The sequence below is a fragment of the Kribbella orskensis genome, from assembly GCF_004342085.1.
GTDB classification, from domain to species: Bacteria; Actinomycetota; Actinomycetes; order Propionibacteriales; family Kribbellaceae; genus Kribbella; species Kribbella orskensis.
On sequence record NZ_SLWM01000003.1, the window covers coordinates 287,479 to 306,879 of the forward strand.

Genomic DNA, 19,401 nt, shown 5'->3' on the forward strand with positions numbered 1-19,401 from the left:
CGTGCTGTGACCGGGCCACCCGCCCGGATCGGCATGACACACTCGGCGCAGAACGGGTGGAGGGGAGTTCGGATGGCGACCAGACTGAGCGACGTGGCGGCGCGGGCCGGTGTCTCGGTGAAGACGGTGTCCAACGTCATCAACGACTATCCGCACATCACCTCGCAGACCCGGGCCAAGGTCGAGGCGGCGATCACGGCGCTCGACTACAAGCCGAACGTCAGCGCTCGCTCACTGCGCAAGGGTCGCTCCGACTTCATCGCGCTGGCCATCCCGGAGATGGCCTCGCCGTACTTCGCGGAGCTGGGCGCGGCGATCAGCCGGGCCGCCAAACGGCGCGGCATCACCGTGCTGATCGACCAGACCGAGGGTGAGGCCGCGGCCGAGAAGCTGGTCCTGGACGGCATGCGTGGCCAGCTGATCGACGGCATCATCTTCTCGCCGATCACCACCGCACCGGCCAAGATCCGCCTGGCCGACACCGCGAAACCCCTGGTCCTGCTGGGCGAACGGCACCCGGGCGGCCACTTCGACCACGTCGCGGTCGACTCGGTGCAGGCCTCGTTCGACGCGACCACGCACCTGATCTCGATCGGCCGGCGCCGGATCGCCGCGATCGGTGTCGGCGGCGGCGCGGGCACGGGAACCGTTCGGCGCAAGGGATATCGCAAGGCGCTCAAGGCCGCGGGGCTCGAGCACGACCCCGCGCTGGAGCTGGCCGGCACGGGGTACCACCGCGACGACGGCGCTGCCTCGATGCGGGAGTTGCTGGCGTTGCCGGAACCACCGGATGCCGTGTTCTGCTTCAACGATCTGCTCGCGCTCGGCGCGCTGCGGACCCTCGCGGACGCCGGGCTGTCGGTGCCGGGTGACGTGGCGGTGGTGGGTTTCGACGACATCGAGGACGGCCGCTACCACTCGCCGTCGCTGACGACGATCTCGCCGGACAAGGATTGGCTCGCGGAGAACGCGGTCGGCGTACTGCTGGACCGGATCGCCGGAAACGGTGAGGCCGACCGTCGCGACCTCACCGTCCCCTACACCTTGCAGATCAGGGAATCCACCAACGGCTAGAAGGCCACCGTGACCTGGCGGGTCTCCAGCACCGACAACTGCCGGTACGCCGTACGCCCGCTGGGCAGGGTGGCCGCGACGGCCTTGCGCGCAACGGCTCTCGCGTACGCCGTGTCCGCCGCTTCGAGTTCGCGGTCGGGCGGCGGGGCGGTTTCGACCTGGCTGCGGCGCCTCAGCGGTGGATGGCCGAGAGCTGCCTGGAGAGCCCGCGACGGAACGCCGGCAGGTGCGACAGCAGATTGAGGCCGATGTTGCGGATCCTCCGGACGCCCGCGGGGGCAGTGGCCAGCCGGGTCAACCGGTGGGCAAAGGTGACCACCCGGACCGCCTCAGCGCGGCTGACTATCGCGTAGTCGTCGAGCAGCTTCTCGTCACCGTTCTTCAGTGCCTCGGAGAGCGCGTCGCCGAGTGCGACCGCATCGCGCAGGCCGAGGTTCATGCCCTGGCCGCCCGCCGGGCTGTGCGTGTGCGCCGCGTCCCCGGCCAGCACGATCCGCCGGTCCCGGTAGCGATCGGCGACCCGCTCGTGGATCCGGAATCGCGATCCCCAGACCACCTCGGTCACCGGCGCGCGCTTGCTCTGTGGACCGCGGACATCGAGGAGCTCCTGGGCGTACGCGAGGTCCGGGTGTTCCGGCGCATCGTCGACCTCCGCGACGAGCCGGAAGGACCCGTCGGGCAGCGGAGCGACAACGAGCATGCCGGGCTTGGAGAAGTACAGCAGGACCTGGTCTGTCGGCAGTCCGCTGTCCACCCTGACGTCGACCAGCGTGAAGTTCAGCGCGAGCGCGTCCTTGTGGTCATAGCCGAGGCCGGCCAGATCGCGGATCTTGCTGTTCATCCCGTCGGCGGCCACGACGTACTGGGCCTTGATGGTGTCACCGCTGTCGAGAGTGACCTCGGCTCCGTCGGCAGTCTGGGTCACCCCGACCGCGGAGTACGGCCGGTGCACCGAGCCGCCGAGCTCCTCGAGGCGCTCGAGCAGCACCTGCTCGGTCAGGTACTGCGGAACCATCAGCACGTAGCGGTAGTTGGTCGGCAACTGGTCGAACCGCACGGGAACCAGCGTGCGGTCGCCGTCGCGGATGTCGAACCGCTCGGCGTGGATGCCGAGCTCGGTGAGCCGCTGGGCGACCCCGACCTCCTCGAGCAGCTCCAGCGTCCTCGGGTGGATGACGCATGCCCGCGAGGTGTTCGCTCCCGCCGCCAGCCGGTCGACGACCACGACCTCGTGCCCGCGGCCCACCAGCGAGGCAGCCACCGTCAGCCCCACCGGCCCGGCTCCTACGACGACGACCTCGGCCCGTTCCGGAATCCCGCTCATCAGAATCTCCCTTCGTTGGTAGGTCAACAGTTGTTGGCCAACGCTTGTTGACTTTGACTGTAGGCCGTTCCGCTGGCCAAGTCAACACCTGTTGACCTACGGTGGGGCCATGACCGAGACAGCAGCGGAGACCGCCGGGGGGCGGCGTTCGGACCGGACCCGGGCGGCGATCCTGACGGCGGCCCGGGAGCGGTTCGCGGCCGACGGGTACGAGCGCGCGACGATCCGGGCGATCGCGGCGGACGCGACGATCGACCCGGCGATGGTGATGCGCTACTTCGGCAACAAGGAGAAGCTGTTCGCCGCGGCGGCCGAGTTCGACCTGCGACTGCCTGATCTCAGCGCGCTGCCGGGCGAAGAGCTCGGCGCGGCGCTGACCAGCCATTTCCTGGACCGCTGGGAGGGCGACGAATCCCTGAAGGCACTGCTCCGGGCCAGCGTCACCAACGAGGTCGCGGCCGACCGAATGCGTGAACTCCTCGCGGCCCAGTTGGGCCCGACAATCGCCAAACTGTCCGCCTCTGCGGACGGCGCGAGCTCCGTCGACGCGGCGAGCTCGGTCGACGTGGCGACGAGGGCCGGTCTGGTCGCGACCCAGGCACTCGGCTTCGCGCTCTGCCGGTACGTCCTCGCCCTACCGCCCGTCGCGAACCTGTCCCGCGAAGAAGCAGTCGCCTGGCTCGGCCCTACCATCACCCGCTACCTGATCGGCACCCCGTAGTACCAGCACCCCACAGGTCAGCACCCTCTTAGTACCGTCCCGCACCGACAGCAGCGGCCAACGCCGTGAAATCAGGTGCGGGCTTTGCTGCGGCGGCGTTTGGTGTCCTGGAGGAAGATCCAGGCGACGGCCGCGCCGGTGACGAAGCCGCCGAGGTGACCTTGCCAGGAGATGTTCGGGATGGTGAACGAGATCACCGCGGTGATCGCCACGTAGGCGATGATCCAGGTGACGTCGAGACCGCGCGCCCGGCTGATCACCAGCAGCGCGCCGACCAGGCCGAGCACCGCGCCGGACGCGCCGAGCGTGGCGCTGATGGGCGAGCCGAGGAGCCAGACCGCGACGCTGCCGCCGAGTGCGGACAGCACGTAGAGCACCGTGAACCGGAGCCGGCCGAGCATCTGCTCGAGCGGCGGACCGACCACGTAGAGCATGAAGAGGTTCGAGAAGATGTGGAAGATCTGCACGTGGGTGTAGGCCGACGTGAGCAGCCGCCACGGCTCGGTGTCCACCAGCACCGGGACCAGCACGAGATCGTTGACGACCCGGGGGCTGCCGGTCCGCACGACGATGAACACCAGCACGTTCAGGGCGAGCATGGTGAACGTGACGATCGGCGTGTTCCCGCGCGCCACGCCGCCCAGCGACGTCCGGGTGCGGGGGATCGACTTCACGCCCTCGTTGAAGCAGGACGGGCACTGGAAGCCGACGGCCGCGCTGTTCATACAAGCCGGGCAGATGGGCTTGTCGCAGCGCTGGCAGCGAACGCCGGCCGGCCGATCCGGATGCCGGTAGCAGACGGTCTCGATCACGCCGTGGCCCTCTCCAGTCATGAAAGGTACGGGCCGGCCGCCTCGGCGGCCGGCCCGCGCAGTTGGATCAGACGGTCTTGCGCTCGATCTTGACGCTGTTGATCACGATCGGCTCGATCGGCCGGTCGCCCGGCGCGGTCTTCGCGGTCGCGATCGCGTCGACGACCTTCTTCGACTCCTCGTCGGCGACCTCGCCGAAGATGGTGTGCTTGCGGTTCAGGTGCGGCGTCGGGACCACGGTGACGAAGAACTGCGACCCGTTGGTGCCCCGGCCGAACTGGATGCCCGCGTTCGCCATCGCCAGCAGGTACGGGCGGTCGAACTGCAGTTCCGGGTGGATCTCGTCGTCGAAGGCGTAGCCCGGCGAACCGGTACCGGTGCCGAGCGGGCAGCCGCCCTGGATCATGAAGCCGTCGATCACCCGGTGGAAGCCAAGGCCGTCGTAGAAGCGCGCCGTGCTGGGCTGACCGGTGGTCGGGTCGGTCCACTCCTTGGTGCCCTCGGCCAGGCCGACGAAGTTCTGCACGGTCTTCGGCGCATGATCGGGGAACAGCTTGATGACGACATCACCCTTCGTCGTCTCCAGCGTCGCGAACAGTTCTTCGGCCACGAGATACTCCTCATCAGTTACGGCTTACGGCATCGATCCTGTCATGGGCCTCAAGGAGGACCGTCATCGACCGGCCCGGGCGACAACACAGGGTGATCTCAGGGTCGGTCGCCGCCGTTTATCGGCTGGGTACGTCGTACGATGCAGAGACAGCCGGATTTGTCCAGAGCCGTACCAGATCGTCCAGGCCGCCGATGGGCTCGAGAGTCGCCCATCGACGCGGGCGGCACCGAGGAGGAAACCGTGGGTTTGATGAAGTCCAAGGGCCGGGTCGAGACCGCGAAGGATCGGGTCCGGCCGTACGCCGAGTCGGCATCGCAGAAGGTCGGTCCGATGGCCGGCCAGGTGCGCGACCACCTGGCGCCGGCAGTGGGCACCGCACGGGAGAAGGTGTCGCCGTACGCGGAGAAGGCCGTCGAGCGCGGCGCCGCTGTCGCCCAGACCGCGGTCGAGAGGGCCCAGCCGGTGATCGACGACGCGCTGAGCAAGGTCGGTCCCGCCACCGAGCACGCCGCCGAGAGGGCGCGTGAGCGGCTCAACGACGACCTGGTGCCGAAGGCGCTGGGCGCGCTGGCCGCGCTGGCAGCCGCCGCCGAGCCGGTCATCGAGGAGTCCTCGCGCCGGGGCAGGGCCACCAAGGCCGCGCTCAAGGGCGAGATCGACGTACCGAAGAAGGGCCACAAGTTCCGCAACTTCGTGCTCCTCCTCGGCTTCGGCGCACTGGCCGCCGCGGCCGTCAAGAAGCTGCTGACCCCGCCGGAGCCTGCCTGGCAGTCGACCCCGACGAGCGGCCGCGACTACAGCTCCGCCCCCGCCGGTACGACGTCGCGCCCCGCCGCCGAGAAGCCGGCCGGCACCGCGACCGACACGCCGCCGAAGCCGGAGACCAAGCCGGAGGCCAAGCAGGAGAGCAAGCCGGAGGCCGAGGACGAGACCGTTTCGGCCAACGGCAAGACCGAGGACGCGAAGCCGGAGGCCAAGGAGGACGACACGACCAAGTCCTCGTCCAACGGCACCGCGAAGAAGGCCACCTCCACCCAGCGCCGCTCCACCGGCACCACCAACTCCAAGCCCACCGACTCCTGATCCCGGGCTGACGGCTTGACCGGCAGTCCCGCAAGACCCGCAACGGCGAAGGCCGCGACCCCATCCTGGGTTCGCGGCCTTCGTCATTCACCACTGCGGCTGCGGCATCACGCGGGCGCCGCAGCCGGAGTCGTCAGGCTTCTGGGGAGTCGGGGGTGTCGTTCTCCGGACGGGTGATGGGGATTCGGCCGGCAGAGAGAAGCTGGGTGGCGTAGCGGTGGGTGATGCAGGGGTAGGTGCCGCCGCACTCGCGGCAGACGGCGTCGTTGCGGTGCAGCCAGGGGAGCACACCGAAGCGCTTGATCCAGGTCAGCGGCTCGCGGTCGGGCGCGTGCGCCTGCAGGGCCGAGCGGGCCGCGCTCTGGATCTCCGGTGCCGACCATTCCTCGGCACTCTTGTCCATCAACTCGCTCAGGTCCGGGTTCGGCATCGAGCTGGACGGGGGCTGGGTCATCTCGTTCGTCTCCGGGCAGGGGTCGGGGCGGTACGGAGTTCAGCGCGGCTACGGCAGCGGCGGACGGACGCTGTTGCCGGACCACCTGGCGGGGCTGCGGAGACGAACCCTTGGGAGCTGGCAGCGCTGATCGAGGAGTCGGATGGGGGAGGCCGGGTCGGATGGGGCGGTTATCGATCAAACGCGTGATCAGACCGTGTCGGCGTGATCGCACACCGCGACATTAGTCCTCCGGGGGTCCACTCCCGGCACCCGGGTCCCCCCGCCCCCGAACCTTCGTCCACCCCTTACCCAACCGCCTCTGGAGATGGATCTCTGGTGGGTGTTCCGAGGCTGGTGGCGCGCTCAGAGCCAGGCGGTTTCCAGGGTGATCCTGGCTTCCAGTTCGAGGAGGTGGCGTTTGGTGGGGATGCCACCGCCGAAGCCGACCATCTTGCCGCCGGCGCCGACGACGCGGTGGCAGGGCACGATCACCGCGATCGGGTTGTGGTTGCACGCCACCCCGACCGCCCGGGCCGCGCCCGGATCGCCGACCGCCTTCGCGACCTCGCCGTACGTCTGCATCTCGCCGTAGGGGATCCGGCGCAGCTGGGCCCAGACCGCGCGCTCGAACTCCGACCCGCCGCGCACCGATAGCGGCAGGTCGAACTCGGTCAGCTCACCGGCGAAGTACGCCTTCAACTGCTCCTGGGCGGACAGCAGCAGGTCGTCCCGCTCGACCTGCGGGCCGACGTCGACCGCGCCGAAGTGCAGGCGGCAGAGACCCTCGTCGTCGACGGCGAGGGAGAGGTCACCGATGGGCGAATCGATCACAGACCAGCGCATGGTTCGATTGTCCGCCCCGGCACCGACACTTTTCTGCCGCCCCACCAACCAGCCTCTCCGCCTCCACGGACCGCGCCGGGCGCGGCAGAATGGGGTCCGGCACAGGACACCCACCACGATGGGCACGCAAGGTCCTCGCCCGATCACACCGGGTTGTGCTATTTCTGATTTCCCCGCCTCACCACGGTGGATTTCGTCCGGTCGCTCATCCCTGGCACCGGGCCTGGTAACGAGGGGTGTACGTGACCGGTCATCAGACAGGCGGTTTCCACCGGATGCCGAGCCGGCCGCCCCAGCCGCCGCTGGACCGCTGGTTCAGTTCCGAGCAGGCGATGGGCCTGGCCGCCTCGATCCTGATCGGCCTGGTCACGGTGATGGGCTGGGCGACGGCCTGGTCCGACTGGCACTCGTACGCCGTGCTGAAGACCTACGAGGAGACCCGGAACGAACGGCTGCTCGACCAGGCCGACCTGATCTCCGGCGCGCTCGGGATCGTCGCGGCGCTCGCGCTCTTCGCCGCCGCGGTGGTCTTCATCGTCTGGCTGTGGCGGGTCCGCTGGAACGCGGAGATGTTCTGCAAGGGCGAGCACCGCTTCACCCGGGGCTGGGTGCTCGGCAGCTGGATCTGCCCGGTGGTGAACCTCTGGTACCCGAAGTGGGTGGTGGACGACATCGTCGCCGCCAGCGACCCCCGGACGCCGCCGTTGACGCCGACGCTGCGAGTCATCCCCGGCACCCGGCTGGTCTGGGCGTGGTGGCTGACCTGGGTGGTCGGGCTGGTGCTCGACAACATCGCCCAGCGCAGCGTGCTGGACGGCGCGGCCCGACTCTCCGAACTTCGGACGAACGCTGTGATGTCCAGCATTTCCGCCGTAAGCACGACCGCCGCGGCTGTACTCGCAGTGATCCTGGTCCAGCGGATCAACGACCTGCAGATGCGCCGGCCGTGGACCCCGTGGTGGGCCGCTCAGCCCCCGCTCAACGGACCGTGGCAACCTCCTGCGCGGTAAACCAAACCGTCACGGACCGTCGGGTACGTCGTTACAAGTGGTGATGGAGGTACGAAAAGACCGCGTTAAGTCGATACCCTCCGTGCTGGGATCGACTCCACACGAGTACTTACTTCGTGGTATCAATGTGGCTCGGTCATGCGGGGGCAGGACTCGACCGAAGCGCCGAACAGACGGAGTTCCAGCAACGCGAGGGACGCACGACGTGAGCCACCCGCAACGAGCAGTGCTTTCTGCTGTTGAAGATAACGATGAGTGGCAGCCACACGCGCCTGAAGAATTTCAGGAGGTCGGCACGGTCGGCCGGATCGCGATCGGACTGCTCGGAGCCTCGACCCTCACGCACCTGCTCTGTACCTGGTCGGACTGGAACACTTACGGCGTCGTCCACACGTACCTGACCGGTGGACCGAACGTCGACGACGCGGATCTGAACCGCGCCGACAGCATCGCCCGGATCACCTCGATCCCGAACGTCATCATCTCCGTCGCCGCCGCCGTGGTCTTCGTGATCTGGCTGTGGCGGGCCCGGGTCAACTCCGAGGTCTTCTGCCAGGCCGACCACCGCCGCAGCCACGGCTGGGTGCTGGCCAGCTGGTTCTGCCCGGGACCGAACCTCTGGTACCCAAAGCAGATAGTCGACGACGTCTGGCTAGCCAGCGATCCGAAGACTCCCGTCTACGCCGACGACCTCCGCCGGCTCAGGAAACCCGTCCTCACGAACGTGTGGTGGGTGGCCTGGGTCGGCGCTCTCGTGTTCGACGTGGTCATCCGCCGGGCGCTGATGTGGATGGAGGCGACCGTCGGGTCGCTCCGCGGCATCGCGCTGGCCGGTACCGCGTCCCTCGTGCTGACCGCGATCTCCGCGGTCGGCGCGACGCTGGTGATCCGCAGGATCACGACCATGCAGACCAGCCGCGAGTGGATCCCGTGGTGGGACCAGCGCGAGCCGAGGATCGCCGCGGTGCCGAGCTACCACGCCTCCCAGGTGATGGCCGACGACGACACCTCCGAGCAGCAGGCCATCTCCGAGCCGATCGCGGCGCCGCCCGTGCGGGAGCGTCAGCTGCAACTCGCCGGCGGCTCGTCGTTCGGTGGGCCCGCGAACCACCCGGCGGAAGAGGCGCCGAAGTGGAGCCCGTTCGCTCCGGTCGTGGAGACCTGGCAGGACGCCGGCCCCGCGACGCAGCAGTTCAGCCCGGTCGAGAGCTGGCGCGAGGACACCGGCCAGGTCGAGGAGGCGACGCCCTCCTACCGGCAGTCGGCCGCCGGCCTCGAAACCCCGAGCTGGTCGACCCCGGCCAACCCGTACACCCCGGCGAACGACGACCTGCTGTCCGCGCCGCTGCCGAGCTGGCAGGCCGAGACCGTGGCACCGCCGCCGCCCGTCCAGCCCGACCCGTACGCGTACCAGCCCGCAGCCCGTACCGCTGACCCCTATCAGCCCGCGGCTCGCCCGGCCGAGCCGTCCTGGGCCAGCTCGTACTCCGAGTCCTACTCGTCGTCCTACGGCAACTCCTCGGACTACCTGAGCTCCTCCGAGCCGGCGGCTCCGGCCCCACAGCCCGCACCCGAGCCTGAGCCCGCACCCGTTGCGCGCGCCGGTCGCAGGGCCGCTCGAGTCGCGGTGGACAGCCCGTCGACGGTCCAGGCCGCAGTGCCGGCTTCCGCGAGCTACTACGAGCAGGCGCCGGCCGTCTCGGAGCCGGACGACTTCCTGACCCCGTCGAAGCCGCTCCCGCCGGTCCCGTCGTTCGGCCCCGAGCCGTCCTACACGCCGGAGCCCACCTACGCCCCGGAGCCGACGTACCCCGCCTACGACGCCCCCGCGGTCCCGTCGACCTACGAGTCGACGTACACCCCGGACTACTCGACGTCGTACCAGTACTCCGAGCCGGAGACGCCGCAAACGCCCGAGTCGACGTACACGCCGGAGAGCAACTACAGCCCGTCCTCGTACGAGTCGTACTCCTCGGAGCCTTCGTCGTACGACAACTACAGCTCGACCTATGACTCCTCGTACTCGTCGCAGCAGAACTCGTACACCGAGTCGGACTACAGCAGCGAGAGCTACGACACGTCGTACAGCCCGAACTACACGCAGGAGTCCTACAGCACCGACTACTCCACCCCGGAGTACGGCAACAGCTACTCGGACCAGCCGGCCACGGACTACCAGCAGAACTCGGCGTACTCCTACGAGGCTCCGGCGCAGCCGGCCGCCCCGGAGCCGGAGAAGGACGACTCCGAGATCACGGCACCGCGGACCCACCCCCGCCGCCGCTGGGTCTGACCCCAGACCTTCGAGACGTCAAGCCCCTCGAAGGCATCAGGCCATCAGGTCGTACGTCGAGGGGTAGACCTCGTGCTGCAGGTCCAACCCCGCGCAGTACCGGCGGATCTCCGTGACCACGATCGAGCCCTGGGTCCGCCGTGAGTGCCAGGTCTGCGCGCCGAGGTGCGGCGTGAGCAACACGTTCGGGAGCTGCCACCACTCCGAGTCGGCGGGTAGCGGCTCGGAGTCGAACACGTCCATCGCCGCGCTCAACCGTCCGCTGCGCAGTTCGACCAGCAGCGCGTCGGTGTCCAGCAGCGCGGACCGGGCGGTGTTGACGAGTACGCCGCCGTCCGGGATCAGTGCAAGCTCGTCGGCGCCCAGCATGTGCCGGGTCTCCGCGGTGACGGGCGCATGCAGAGCGACGACCGTCGACCGGGCCAGCAGCATCTCCAGCGGCACGAGCCGAGCGCCGAGCTCTTTGGCTTCGCTCTCGTCCAGATAGGGATCGTGCAGCAGAACCTCGGAGCCGGCGGCGACCACCAGCTTCAAGTAGGCCCGCCCGACGCGGCTCGCACCGATCACGCCCACGGTCGTCTCCGCCAGGGTCAACCCCAGTCCGAAGCCGGCACCGGCCCAGTCGCGCCGGCCGGTCATCACCCGGTCGACCCGATCAAGATCGCGCAACCGCGAGATCGTCAGGTACACCGCAAGCTCCGCGACCGACTGAGCCATCCCGGCGGACGCCTGGCTGACCCGCAACCCGCGCTCGAGCAGACCGGGCGGGATCAGTCCGCGGATCGTCCCCGCACTGTGGACGACGAGTTTCAGCCGCTCGCCGGGATCGGCAGGCAACGGCCGCGACCCCCAGCCGGTGATCAGTACGTCCGCCGCCAGCCGCGCGTCCGGATCAGCCGGACCGGACGGTCGCACCACCCGCGCGAGTGGCGCCAGCCGCCCCTCGAGCTCGGAGCCGAAGAGCTCGGACTCCAGGACGGGCGGCAGATCGACGAAGACAGCGACCATGGACGGGCCTTCCAGTAGTAACAGCTGAGCTTGTTTCTAGTTCGTTCCCATCGTGTTAGCTGGGTATTGCGAAACGATACTAGAAATGCCTACTGTAGCGGGAAGCGTTTACCGGCCCGCCGACGAGGCCGCGGACAGGAAGTGGTGAAGGGTATGCAGCGAGGACTCAAGGCCGCGGGGGCAGCGGTTCTGGCCGTCGCGATGGCGGCGTTGGCCGGTTGTTCAGGCGATGGCGGCGACTCGGCCCAGGAGGGCCAGGACCCGGCGACCGCGACCGGGACCCTGCGGGTGGTGGTGCCGAACTTCTCCGCGGACAACGAAGGTCAGGCGGTCTTCCAGGGCATCGTGGACATCTTCCACAAGACGTATCCGCAGATGAAGGTCGAGCCCGACTTCGTCCCGTACGACAACCTGAACCAGAAGATCTCCACCGCGCTGTCCGCGGGCAGCAACTACGACGTGGTCAGCGCCGGTATCGGCTGGGTCCAGCCGCTCGCCGACCTGGGCGCGATCCAGAGCCTCACCAAGCTGGGGGTGAAGACCGAGGACCTGGAGAAGACGGTCTACCCGGCGTTCGTCTCGCCGATGAAGTTCGGCAACGACCTCTACGCCGTACCGATCGTGGCGAACCCGCGGCTGCTCGCGTACAGCAAGAGCGCGTTCACCGAGGCCGGCCTCGACCCGGCGAAGCCGCCGCAGTCGCTGGCCGAGTTGCGCGAGGACGCGAAGAAGCTGACCAAGCGCGACGCCAAGGGCCAGATCACCCGGACCGGCTTCGACTTCTGGGCGCCGGCGAGCAACTACCGCCAGCAGTTCGTCGCGTTCATGGGCGCCAAGGGTGGCCAGATGTTCGACGCCGACGGCCAGCCGACCTTCGCGAGCCAGCAGGGCACCGACGCGCTCGAGTTGATCCACCAGATGGTGAGCGTCGACAAGTCGTCCACCTACGGCTACCAGAACAGCGCGAAGACCGCGCTCGTCACCACCGGCGAGGCTGCGATGGGCTTCGCCAGCCCGTACGTCGACTGCGGCACCTCCGGCGAGGGCATCGGCGCCAAGTGCAAGGACCTCGTCTACTTCAACCTGAAGGACAGCAAGGAGGTCATGTACGTCGGGGGCCGGGTCGCGGCGGTCGGCGACGGCACGAAGTACCCGCAGGCGGCACTGGCGTTCATCAAGGCGATGCAGGACCAGAAGTCGCAGGAGGCGATCTCCAAGCTCGACGTCGGGGTGCCGATCAGCAGCGACGCGGGCGACTCCGCGTTCGTGAAGTCGAACCCGGCCGGCTCGTTCGCCTGGAAGAACCTGGACAAGGCGGTCTTCGAGTACGGCGGCGCCACCTTCCTCGACTTCCGGGCCAAGTTCGGGCCGTCGCTCGACGAGGTGATCCTGGGCAAGAAGTCCGCGGCCGACGCGCTGAAGGAACTCGACACCGTGGCGCGCAAGTGACCGCGCAAACCGTCGAGCGGCCGGCTCTGGTGACCCCGGAGCCGGCCCGGCCGAGGCGCAACGGGGTGGAGCGGGCGAAGGCCCGGGCGGGCTGGATCCTGCTCGCGCCGTCGCTGGTCCACTCGGTGATCTTCATCGCGATCCCCGGCCTGATGGCGATCTACCTGAGCTTCACCAACGCCCGGGTGGCCGGGCAGGGCGACTGGATCGGGATCAAGAACTACCTCGACCTGTTCCAGGACGCGGACTTCCTGAAGGCGCTGAAGAACACGCTGCTCTACACGGTCGCGGTGGTCCCGGTCGCGATGGCGCTGTCCCTGGCCGTCGCGATCGGCCTGAACCAGAAGGTGCCCGGCCGGGCGTTGTTCCGCACGCTGTTCTACATCCCGGTGGTCACCTCGACCGTCGCGGTGGCCGCGGTGTGGCTGTGGATCTACAACCCGGCCGCCGGGCTCGGGAACCAGGTGCTCTCCTTCTTCGGCGTCGCGCGCTCCGGCTGGCTGACCGATCCGTCCGTCGCGCTGCCCGCGCTGATGGTGGTCGGCATCTGGCAGGGCCTCGGCGCCAAGATGATCATCTACCTGGCCGCGCTGCAGAGCATCTCCCAGGACCTGATCGAGGCGGCCAAGCTGGACGGCGCCTCGAAGTGGCAGACCTTCTGGCACGTCACCTGGCCGGGTCTGGCGCCGGTGCACTTCTTCGTCCTGGTCACCTCGATCGCCAGTTCGTTCCAGGTCTTCGACCTGATCTACGTGACCACCGGCGGCGGTCCGGCGAACGCCACCAACGTGCTCACCTTCGACATCTTCAGCAACGCGTTCGAGCGGCTGCACATCGGTTACGCCTCCGCGGAGACCGTGGTGATGCTGGTCTTCGTCGGCCTGCTGATCAGCGTCGGCCGCCTGAGCATGCGCAACCGGGAGGACCTGTGAGCACCGTTGCCGCACCCCGTACGCCGGCCCGCGCCACGGCCCGCCGTACCGGACCGGGACTGACCCCGGGCAGAGCCGTCCTGATGGTGGTGCTCGCCGTCGGTGGGTTCCTGATGGTGGTGCCGTTCCTGTGGATGATCCTGACATCGTTCAAGACGCTCAACGAGGTCAACGGCTTCGCCTGGCTGCCGAACCATGTCGAGTGGATGAACTACGTCAACGCGCTGAAGGCGGCGCCGTTCGCGACGTACTTCCGCAACAGCCTGATCGTCGTGGTCGGCCAGACCATCCCGGTCCTGCTCTTCTGTACTGCGGCAGGCTACGCGCTCGCGCAACTCCCGATCCGCGGCCGCAAGGGGATCCTGAACTACTTCATCCTGCTGCTGATCGTGCCGTTCCAGGTGCTCATCGTGCCGCTGTTCCTCGTGGTCCGGCGGATCCCGCTGGCCGGTGGCAACGACATCCTGGGCAACGGCGGCACCGGCTGGCTGAACACCTGGGCGGCGCTGATCGTGCCGTTCGTCTCGGCGCCGCTGTTCACCTTCCTGGCCCGGCAGTTCTTCATCTCGCTGCCGGCCGAGCTGGCCGACGCGGCCCGGGTCGACGGCGTCTCCGAGATCGGGATCTTCTTCCGGATCATGGCGCCGCTGGCCGCTCCCGCGTTCGTCACGATCACGCTGTTCAACGTCGAGTCCGCCTGGAACGGCTTCATCTGGCCGCTGGTGGCGACCAGCTCGGAGAACCTGCGGCCGCTGCAGTTCGGCCTCGCGACCTTCGCGCAGGGCTCGGGCAGCGTGCAGTGGCCGTTCCTGATGGCGATGTCCGCACTCGCTACGCTGCCGATGATCTTGCTGTTCATCTTCGGCCAACGGTATTTCATCGCGGGCATGGCTACCTCAGGGATCAAGGGATGACAAAACTCGCCTTCTCCACGCTGGGTTGCCCCGGCGCACCACTCGACCATGTCCTGAAACTTGCTCAAGGCAACAACATCTCCGGCCTCGAGCTCCGGACCGCGGACGACGAGTTCACCCACACCGGTCTGACCGCCACGGAACGCCGCGACCTGCGGAGCCGGATCGAGGATGCCGGCCTGGAGATCCTCGCGATCAACAGCTACGTCAAGCTGTGCGCGGTCGAGGAGCAACCCCTCGACGCGCACCTCGAACTCGCCGCCGACCTGGGCGCTCGCGGCGTCCGCGTCTTCCCGGGCGACGACCCCAGTACTGCGTCCGAGGCGGGTGATTCGCCCACGCCGGGCGAGATCCGCGCGCTCGACCGGGTCACGACGGCTTCGCGGGAGGTCGCCATCCTGCTGGAGACGCACGACTCCCACTCGGCCGGACGGAGGATGGCCGGGCTGTGCGGGTTGCTCGACAGCGAGGTCCCCGGCCACAACGCCAAGGTCATCTGGGACAGCGCGCACACCTGGAGCCACGGCGAGACCCCGGCCGAGGCGCTCGAGCTGCTGAAGCGGTGGATCGACTTCGTCCAGATCAAGGACGAGGACTCCACCAAGGACTACCGGCCGGTGCCGATCGGCGCCGGCGACTACCCGATCGACCAACTGCTGCAGGCGTTGCGGGGCACGGAGTACTGGCTGTCGTTGGAGTGGGAGCTCAAGTGGCACCCGCACCTGCCGCCGCTGGACGAGGCCCTGCCCGCCACTTGGAACTGGATCTCCGCCGCCGAAGAAAGGTAATCCATGCAACCCGTGCTCCCCCCGCTGCAGGTTTCCGGACCGCTGGGTTCCTTGCTCCCCGACGAGGACCGCGGTCTGAGCCCGTACACCGGACTGACCCGCGACCACTGGGTCGCCGTCGCCGACCACCTGCTGCAGTCGGCCGACGCGTACCGGTCCCCGCAGGGTGCACGGATCAACTTCCCGGGCCGTCCGTCCCAGCAGGGGCCGGCGACCGACGGGCTAGAAGGCTTCGCCCGCACTTTCCTGCTGGCGGCTTTCCTGCACGCGGGTGGCTCGGACAAGAACGGCCACCTGCAGAGGTACGTCGACGGCCTGGTCGCGGGCACCCGCACGGTCGGAGCCGATGACGACGAGTCCTGGCCGGTGGTCGGACACGTCGGCCGGACCGGGCAGCCGCACGTCGAGGCCGCCGGCATCGCGCTCAGCCTGCACCTCACCAAGGACGACACCTGGGGGCGGCTCGCGCCCGACGAGCAGGACCGCCTCGCCGCCTGGTTCCGCGCGACGATCGAGCAGGAGCCCTCGCCGAACAACTGGTACCTCTTCCCGGCCACGATCGCGAGCTTCCTCGAAGGAGTCGGCCGCGCGGACGAGCAGACGGCGTACGTGATCGAGCGGGCGCTCGGGCTGATCGAGGGCTGGTATCGCGGCGAGGGCTGGTACAGCGACGGCGCGGGCGATGCGTTCGACCACTACGTCGGCTGGGCGATGCACCTCTACCCGGTGCTGCACGCGCACCTGCGCGGCCTGACGGCGCTGGAGGAGAAGCTCGGGCCGCGGCTGAAGGAGTTCCTCGAGACGTTCGGGAAGACCTTCGACCGCGACGGCTCACCGCTGTACTACGGCCGCAGCATGACCTACCGTACGGCGACCCTGGCGGCGGTGGCTCTCGGCGAACTGGCGAACCAGACCCCGTTGAGCCCCGGGCAGTCGCGGCGCATCCTGTCGGCGGGACTGCGCTACTTCGTCGAACGCGGCTCGATCACGGACCACGGGGTCCTCTCGCTCGGCTGGCACGGCGAGCACCTGCCGACCGTCCAGCGGTACTCCGGCCCGGGTTCGCCGTACTGGGCGTCGAAGGGGTTCCTGGCACTGATGCTGCCGGCGGATCATCCGGTCTGGACGGCAGCTGAGGAGGAGCTGCCCGCGGACCAGGCCGACTATGTCCGCGCGGTGGGGCCGGCAGGGCTGCTGATCCAGAACACCGCGGCTGACGGACTCGTCCGGGTGCACAACCACGGCAACGACCACCTGAAGCCGGATGCTGCGGACGCGGGAGCGCCTGATCCGCTGTACTCCCGCTTCGGCTACTCGACCCGGACCGGGCCGACCTCGCTGCACGATCCGTCGGACAACGACCTGCAGGTGAAGATCCGCCGGGTCTGGAGTGCGCGACGCCGGATCCACAACACCGCGGCGGGGGACAACTGGCTCGCGTCCTGGCATGCGCCGAGGTTCCCCCGGTTCTCGCCGTGGGAGGGGAGCGACACGGCCGACGGTGGGCCCGTGCTGCCATCCGCGCGGATCGACAGCATCACCGCAGTCCAGGGTGCTCTCGAGGTGCGGATCCACCGGCTGGTCTGGGTTCCGCCCGCGCTGCCGTTGCGGTTGTCGGGCTGGGCGGTCGCGGGCTCACACCCGTCCGACTTCGAACAAGCCGTCGCCGGCACGACGGTCGGCGTACAGGCCGGAGGGCTTCGATCGAGTGTGTCCGGCTTGCACGGTTGGGAATCGGCGGGCTCGGCGTCCGCGTCGTACGGGACCGCGTACGGCGAGTGGGCGGTCGTGCCCGAGCTGGTCGGTACGACGTCGAGGGAGAACCCCGTCTATGTGGCGAGTGCTTCGCTGAGCGGTGTCGAGGTGAAGGACACCGTCAGCGCGAGCGTTGACGGCGTAATCGTGACGGTGGTTTGGCCGGACGGGCGCGAGCAGGAGTTCGACCTCGACGCAATTTTCACCGGGATCAGGTAAGAAGTACTGATGGCTGAGATCGAGGGAGCACCGACGCGACGCGGGCCGACGCTGCGCGACGTCGCCCGGCGCGCCCAGGTCTCGGTCGCCACCGCGTCGCGCGCGCTGACCAGCGACTATCCGGTCGCCGAGCCGACGCGCGCGAAGGTGCTCCAAGCCGTCGAGGAGCTCCAGTACGTCGTCACCTCCCGGACGCCGAAGCGGTCCGCCCCGGCGACGTCGATCGCGATGATCGTGTCGGACGTGGTGTCGCCGCTGCGCAGCCTGGTCGCCACCGGCGTCGCCGAGGCCGCGGGTGATTACGGCCGGCTCAGCGCGGTCTACATCACCGGTGGAGACCTGCGCCGCGAGGAAGAAGTGTTCGCCCGGCTCGAGGAGCAGGACGACGTCGAGGCGGTGATCCTGGTCGGCGGCGTGGAGCTCACCGACGACTACGAGCAGCGGATGGAGAAGCACGCTCGCGCCTTGCACGCCCGGGGTTCCCAGCTGGTGCTCTGTGGCCGGCCTCCACTTGCGCCCGGCGTACCGGCTCTGGTCGTCGAGTACGACAACCGCGGCGGGGCCTACGCGGTGACGAGCCACCTGTTGTCGATGGGGCACCGGCGGATCCTGACGCTGACCGGACCCGAGCGCTCGACCACGACGATCGGCCGGGTCGAGGGATACCGCACAGCCCACCAGGACTTCGGTACTGCGATCGACCCCGCGCTGGTGATCGCCAACACCGCCGACCGCAGCGGCGGCTACCAGGGCTGTCTGCGCGCTCTGGCGGAGGGCCTGCGGTTCACCGCGATCTTCGCGCACAACGACGTGATGGCCTCGGGTGCTCTGGCCGCCCTGCGGGAGAAGGGCCTCAGCGTGCCCGACGACATCTCCCTGGTCGGCTACGACAACATCCCGGTGGCGCAGGAGCTCTCGCCACCGCTGACCACCGTCTACATGCCGCACGAGGAGATGGGCAAGGCCGCCGTCCGCCTCGCAGTGGAACGCCCAGCCCCCGGCTCCGGCCGGGAACGCCAACTCCTGGGCACCCACATCGTCATCCGTACCTCAGTTCGCCCGCTCACGGGAGGAAGCCAGGCATGACCATGCCCCTCGACCCGACCCGGACCGCCTTGCTGGTGATGGACTTCCAGACGGGCATCGTGAGGAACCTCGCCGACCCGGATGAGCTGGTCCGGCGTACCGCGCAGGTCCTCCGGCGAGCGAGGTCGGCCGGTGTGCGGATCGCGTACGTCAGAGTCGCGTTCGGCGCCCAGGACTACGACGCGGTCTCCCCGCTGAACAAGTCGTTCGCCGTACTGGCCGGATCAGGTCGCCTGGCCGACGGGTCCGCGGAGGCTGCGATCATCGCTGAACTGGCCCCTGAGCCGGGCGACATCGTGGTCACCAAGACCCGCGTCGGCGCCTTCAGCACCACGAACCTGGCGAAGCTGCTCAACCCGCGCACCACCGACAACCTGATCCTGGCCGGCGTCTCCACGAGCGGCGTGGTGCTGTCCACCGTGCGCGACGCCGCAGACCGGGACTACCGCCTCTATGTGCTGGCCGACTGCTGTGCTGATCCCAACGCCGAAGTCCACCGGGTGCTGACCGAGCAGGTCTTCCCACGTCAGGCCGAGGTCATCACTGCTGCGACGCTGCCTGGTCTGCTCGGCCGCTGACCGGGTGAACCGTACGGCGAGGCGCGAAGTCCTCGTCGGAGTGGTCGGCAGCCCGGCCGTCGAGGTGCCAGCTCCAACTGGTCGTCGGGGTGATCCGGAGGTAGACGCCCGGACCGAACATCCCGCTGCGTTCGACGACCTCGGCGGTGCCGTAGACCCGCACGAACCGCGGTGACCACGGGTCGGTGGAGACGAGGTCGTCGATGACGAGGGCGACCTGGTCGTGCCCCGCCTGGACGTTGAGCACCTTGCGGGTCTTCGCGGGGTCGACGCCGCCCACGTAGAAGTGGACGCCGTCGTACTCGAAGCCGACCGGGACGACATCCGGCTGGCCGTCGGGGCCGACGGTGGCGATCCGTGCGAGTGGCTGGGACTTCAGGTACGCGAGTTCTGCTGCGGTGAAAGACATGACTTCCTCTGCGAGGTTAAGGTACAACGGGCGTTGTAATCAGTACAACGCCCG

At 68.9% G+C, this 19,401-nt stretch carries 19 protein-coding genes; 12 read left to right on the plus strand and 7 right to left on the minus strand.

The features are described from left to right. The first annotated feature begins 72 nt into the window (after positions 1-72). Positions 73-1,074: a LacI family DNA-binding transcriptional regulator gene (locus EV644_RS10250; protein WP_132189973.1), complete on the plus strand. Its 1,002-nt coding sequence runs from the start codon at positions 73-75 to the stop codon at positions 1,072-1,074. Positions 1,075-1,246: 172 nt separating this feature from the next. Here the strand turns inward: EV644_RS10250 and EV644_RS10255 are convergent, their stop codons facing one another. Then, positions 1,247-2,398: an FAD-dependent oxidoreductase gene (locus tag EV644_RS10255; RefSeq protein ID WP_132189972.1), complete on the minus strand. Its 1,152-nt coding sequence runs from the start codon at positions 2,396-2,398 to the stop codon at positions 1,247-1,249. 109 nt (positions 2,399-2,507) lie between these two features. Between EV644_RS10255 and EV644_RS10260 the strand changes: the two genes are divergently transcribed. Next, a complete protein-coding gene (locus EV644_RS10260) occupies positions 2,508-3,119 on the plus strand; it encodes a TetR/AcrR family transcriptional regulator (RefSeq protein ID WP_132189971.1) in 612 nt (203 codons plus the stop codon). A 71-nt stretch (positions 3,120-3,190) separates the two neighbouring features. Here the strand turns inward: EV644_RS10260 and EV644_RS10265 are convergent, their stop codons facing one another. Together EV644_RS10265 and EV644_RS10270 are read right to left on the minus strand one after the other, a co-directional pair. Beyond that, complete coding sequence (locus EV644_RS10265; RefSeq protein ID WP_241998445.1) at positions 3,191-3,952, minus strand: rhomboid family intramembrane serine protease; 762 nt, start codon at positions 3,950-3,952, stop codon at positions 3,191-3,193. A 46-nt stretch (positions 3,953-3,998) separates the two neighbouring features. Next, entirely contained in the window at positions 3,999-4,541 is a 543-nt protein-coding gene (locus EV644_RS10270) for a peptidylprolyl isomerase (protein WP_132189970.1), read from the minus strand. A 252-nt stretch (positions 4,542-4,793) separates the two neighbouring features. Between EV644_RS10270 and EV644_RS10275 the strand changes: the two genes are divergently transcribed. Then, entirely contained in the window at positions 4,794-5,627 is an 834-nt protein-coding gene (locus EV644_RS10275; RefSeq protein ID WP_241998497.1) for a hypothetical protein, read from the plus strand. A 133-nt stretch (positions 5,628-5,760) separates the two neighbouring features. Here the strand turns inward: EV644_RS10275 and EV644_RS10280 are convergent, their stop codons facing one another. Further along, on the minus strand, positions 5,761-6,081 hold the full coding sequence (locus tag EV644_RS10280) for a hypothetical protein (protein WP_132189968.1): 321 nt from the start codon (positions 6,079-6,081) through the stop codon (positions 5,761-5,763). A gap of 345 nt (positions 6,082-6,426) precedes the next feature. Then, positions 6,427-6,906 (minus strand): methylated-DNA--[protein]-cysteine S-methyltransferase, encoded by a 480-nt coding sequence (locus tag EV644_RS10285; RefSeq protein ID WP_132189967.1) that lies wholly within the window; start codon positions 6,904-6,906, stop codon positions 6,427-6,429. A 242-nt stretch (positions 6,907-7,148) separates the two neighbouring features. Between EV644_RS10285 and EV644_RS10290 the strand changes: the two genes are divergently transcribed. Both EV644_RS10290 and EV644_RS10295 read left to right on the plus strand, forming a co-directional pair. Next, positions 7,149-7,916 carry a DUF4328 domain-containing protein gene (locus EV644_RS10290; RefSeq protein ID WP_241998443.1) on the plus strand — a complete coding sequence of 256 codons (768 nt, stop codon included), beginning with the start codon at positions 7,149-7,151 and terminating at the stop codon, positions 7,914-7,916. 205 nt (positions 7,917-8,121) lie between these two features. Next, positions 8,122-10,209, plus strand: a complete 2,088-nt coding sequence (locus EV644_RS10295; RefSeq protein ID WP_132189966.1) for a DUF4328 domain-containing protein — start codon at positions 8,122-8,124, stop codon at positions 10,207-10,209. Between the two features lie 36 nt (positions 10,210-10,245). Here the strand turns inward: EV644_RS10295 and EV644_RS10300 are convergent, their stop codons facing one another. Continuing rightward, positions 10,246-11,217 (minus strand): hydroxyacid dehydrogenase, encoded by a 972-nt coding sequence (locus tag EV644_RS10300; protein WP_132189965.1) that lies wholly within the window; start codon positions 11,215-11,217, stop codon positions 10,246-10,248. 153 nt (positions 11,218-11,370) lie between these two features. Between EV644_RS10300 and EV644_RS10305 the strand changes: the two genes are divergently transcribed. Genes EV644_RS10305 through EV644_RS10335 form a run of 7 tightly spaced genes read left to right on the plus strand, consistent with a single transcriptional unit; the run spans position 11,371 to position 18,938 of the window. After that, positions 11,371-12,666 carry an extracellular solute-binding protein gene (locus EV644_RS10305; protein WP_132189964.1) on the plus strand — a complete coding sequence of 432 codons (1,296 nt, stop codon included), beginning with the start codon at positions 11,371-11,373 and terminating at the stop codon, positions 12,664-12,666. Next, a complete protein-coding gene (locus EV644_RS10310; RefSeq protein WP_132189963.1) occupies positions 12,663-13,598 on the plus strand; it encodes a carbohydrate ABC transporter permease in 936 nt (311 codons plus the stop codon). Before EV644_RS10305 ends, EV644_RS10310 begins: the two co-directional genes overlap by 4 nt. After that, the gene (locus EV644_RS10315; RefSeq protein WP_241998440.1) at positions 13,595-14,512 is read left to right on the plus strand and encodes a carbohydrate ABC transporter permease; all 918 of its coding nucleotides are present in this window, start codon (positions 13,595-13,597) and stop codon (positions 14,510-14,512) included. Before EV644_RS10310 ends, EV644_RS10315 begins: the two co-directional genes overlap by 4 nt. Next, positions 14,509-15,300 carry a sugar phosphate isomerase/epimerase family protein gene (locus tag EV644_RS10320; protein WP_132189962.1) on the plus strand — a complete coding sequence of 264 codons (792 nt, stop codon included), beginning with the start codon at positions 14,509-14,511 and terminating at the stop codon, positions 15,298-15,300. Before EV644_RS10315 ends, EV644_RS10320 begins: the two co-directional genes overlap by 4 nt. 3 nt (positions 15,301-15,303) lie before the next feature. Then, positions 15,304-17,274, plus strand: a complete 1,971-nt coding sequence (locus EV644_RS10325) for a DUF2264 domain-containing protein (protein WP_132189961.1) — start codon at positions 15,304-15,306, stop codon at positions 17,272-17,274. A 9-nt stretch (positions 17,275-17,283) separates the two neighbouring features. After that, entirely contained in the window at positions 17,284-18,360 is a 1,077-nt protein-coding gene (locus EV644_RS10330) for a LacI family DNA-binding transcriptional regulator (RefSeq protein WP_132189960.1), read from the plus strand. Beyond that, positions 18,357-18,938: a cysteine hydrolase family protein gene (locus EV644_RS10335; RefSeq protein ID WP_132189959.1), complete on the plus strand. Its 582-nt coding sequence runs from the start codon at positions 18,357-18,359 to the stop codon at positions 18,936-18,938. Before EV644_RS10330 ends, EV644_RS10335 begins: the two co-directional genes overlap by 4 nt. On the opposite strand, the gene EV644_RS10340 is transcribed toward EV644_RS10335, so the two are convergent. Then, the gene (locus tag EV644_RS10340; protein ID WP_132189958.1) at positions 18,901-19,347 is read right to left on the minus strand and encodes a PPOX class F420-dependent oxidoreductase; all 447 of its coding nucleotides are present in this window, start codon (positions 19,345-19,347) and stop codon (positions 18,901-18,903) included. The two genes, EV644_RS10335 and EV644_RS10340, sit on opposite strands and share 38 nt — an antisense overlap. Between the last annotated feature and the right edge of the window lie 54 nt (positions 19,348-19,401).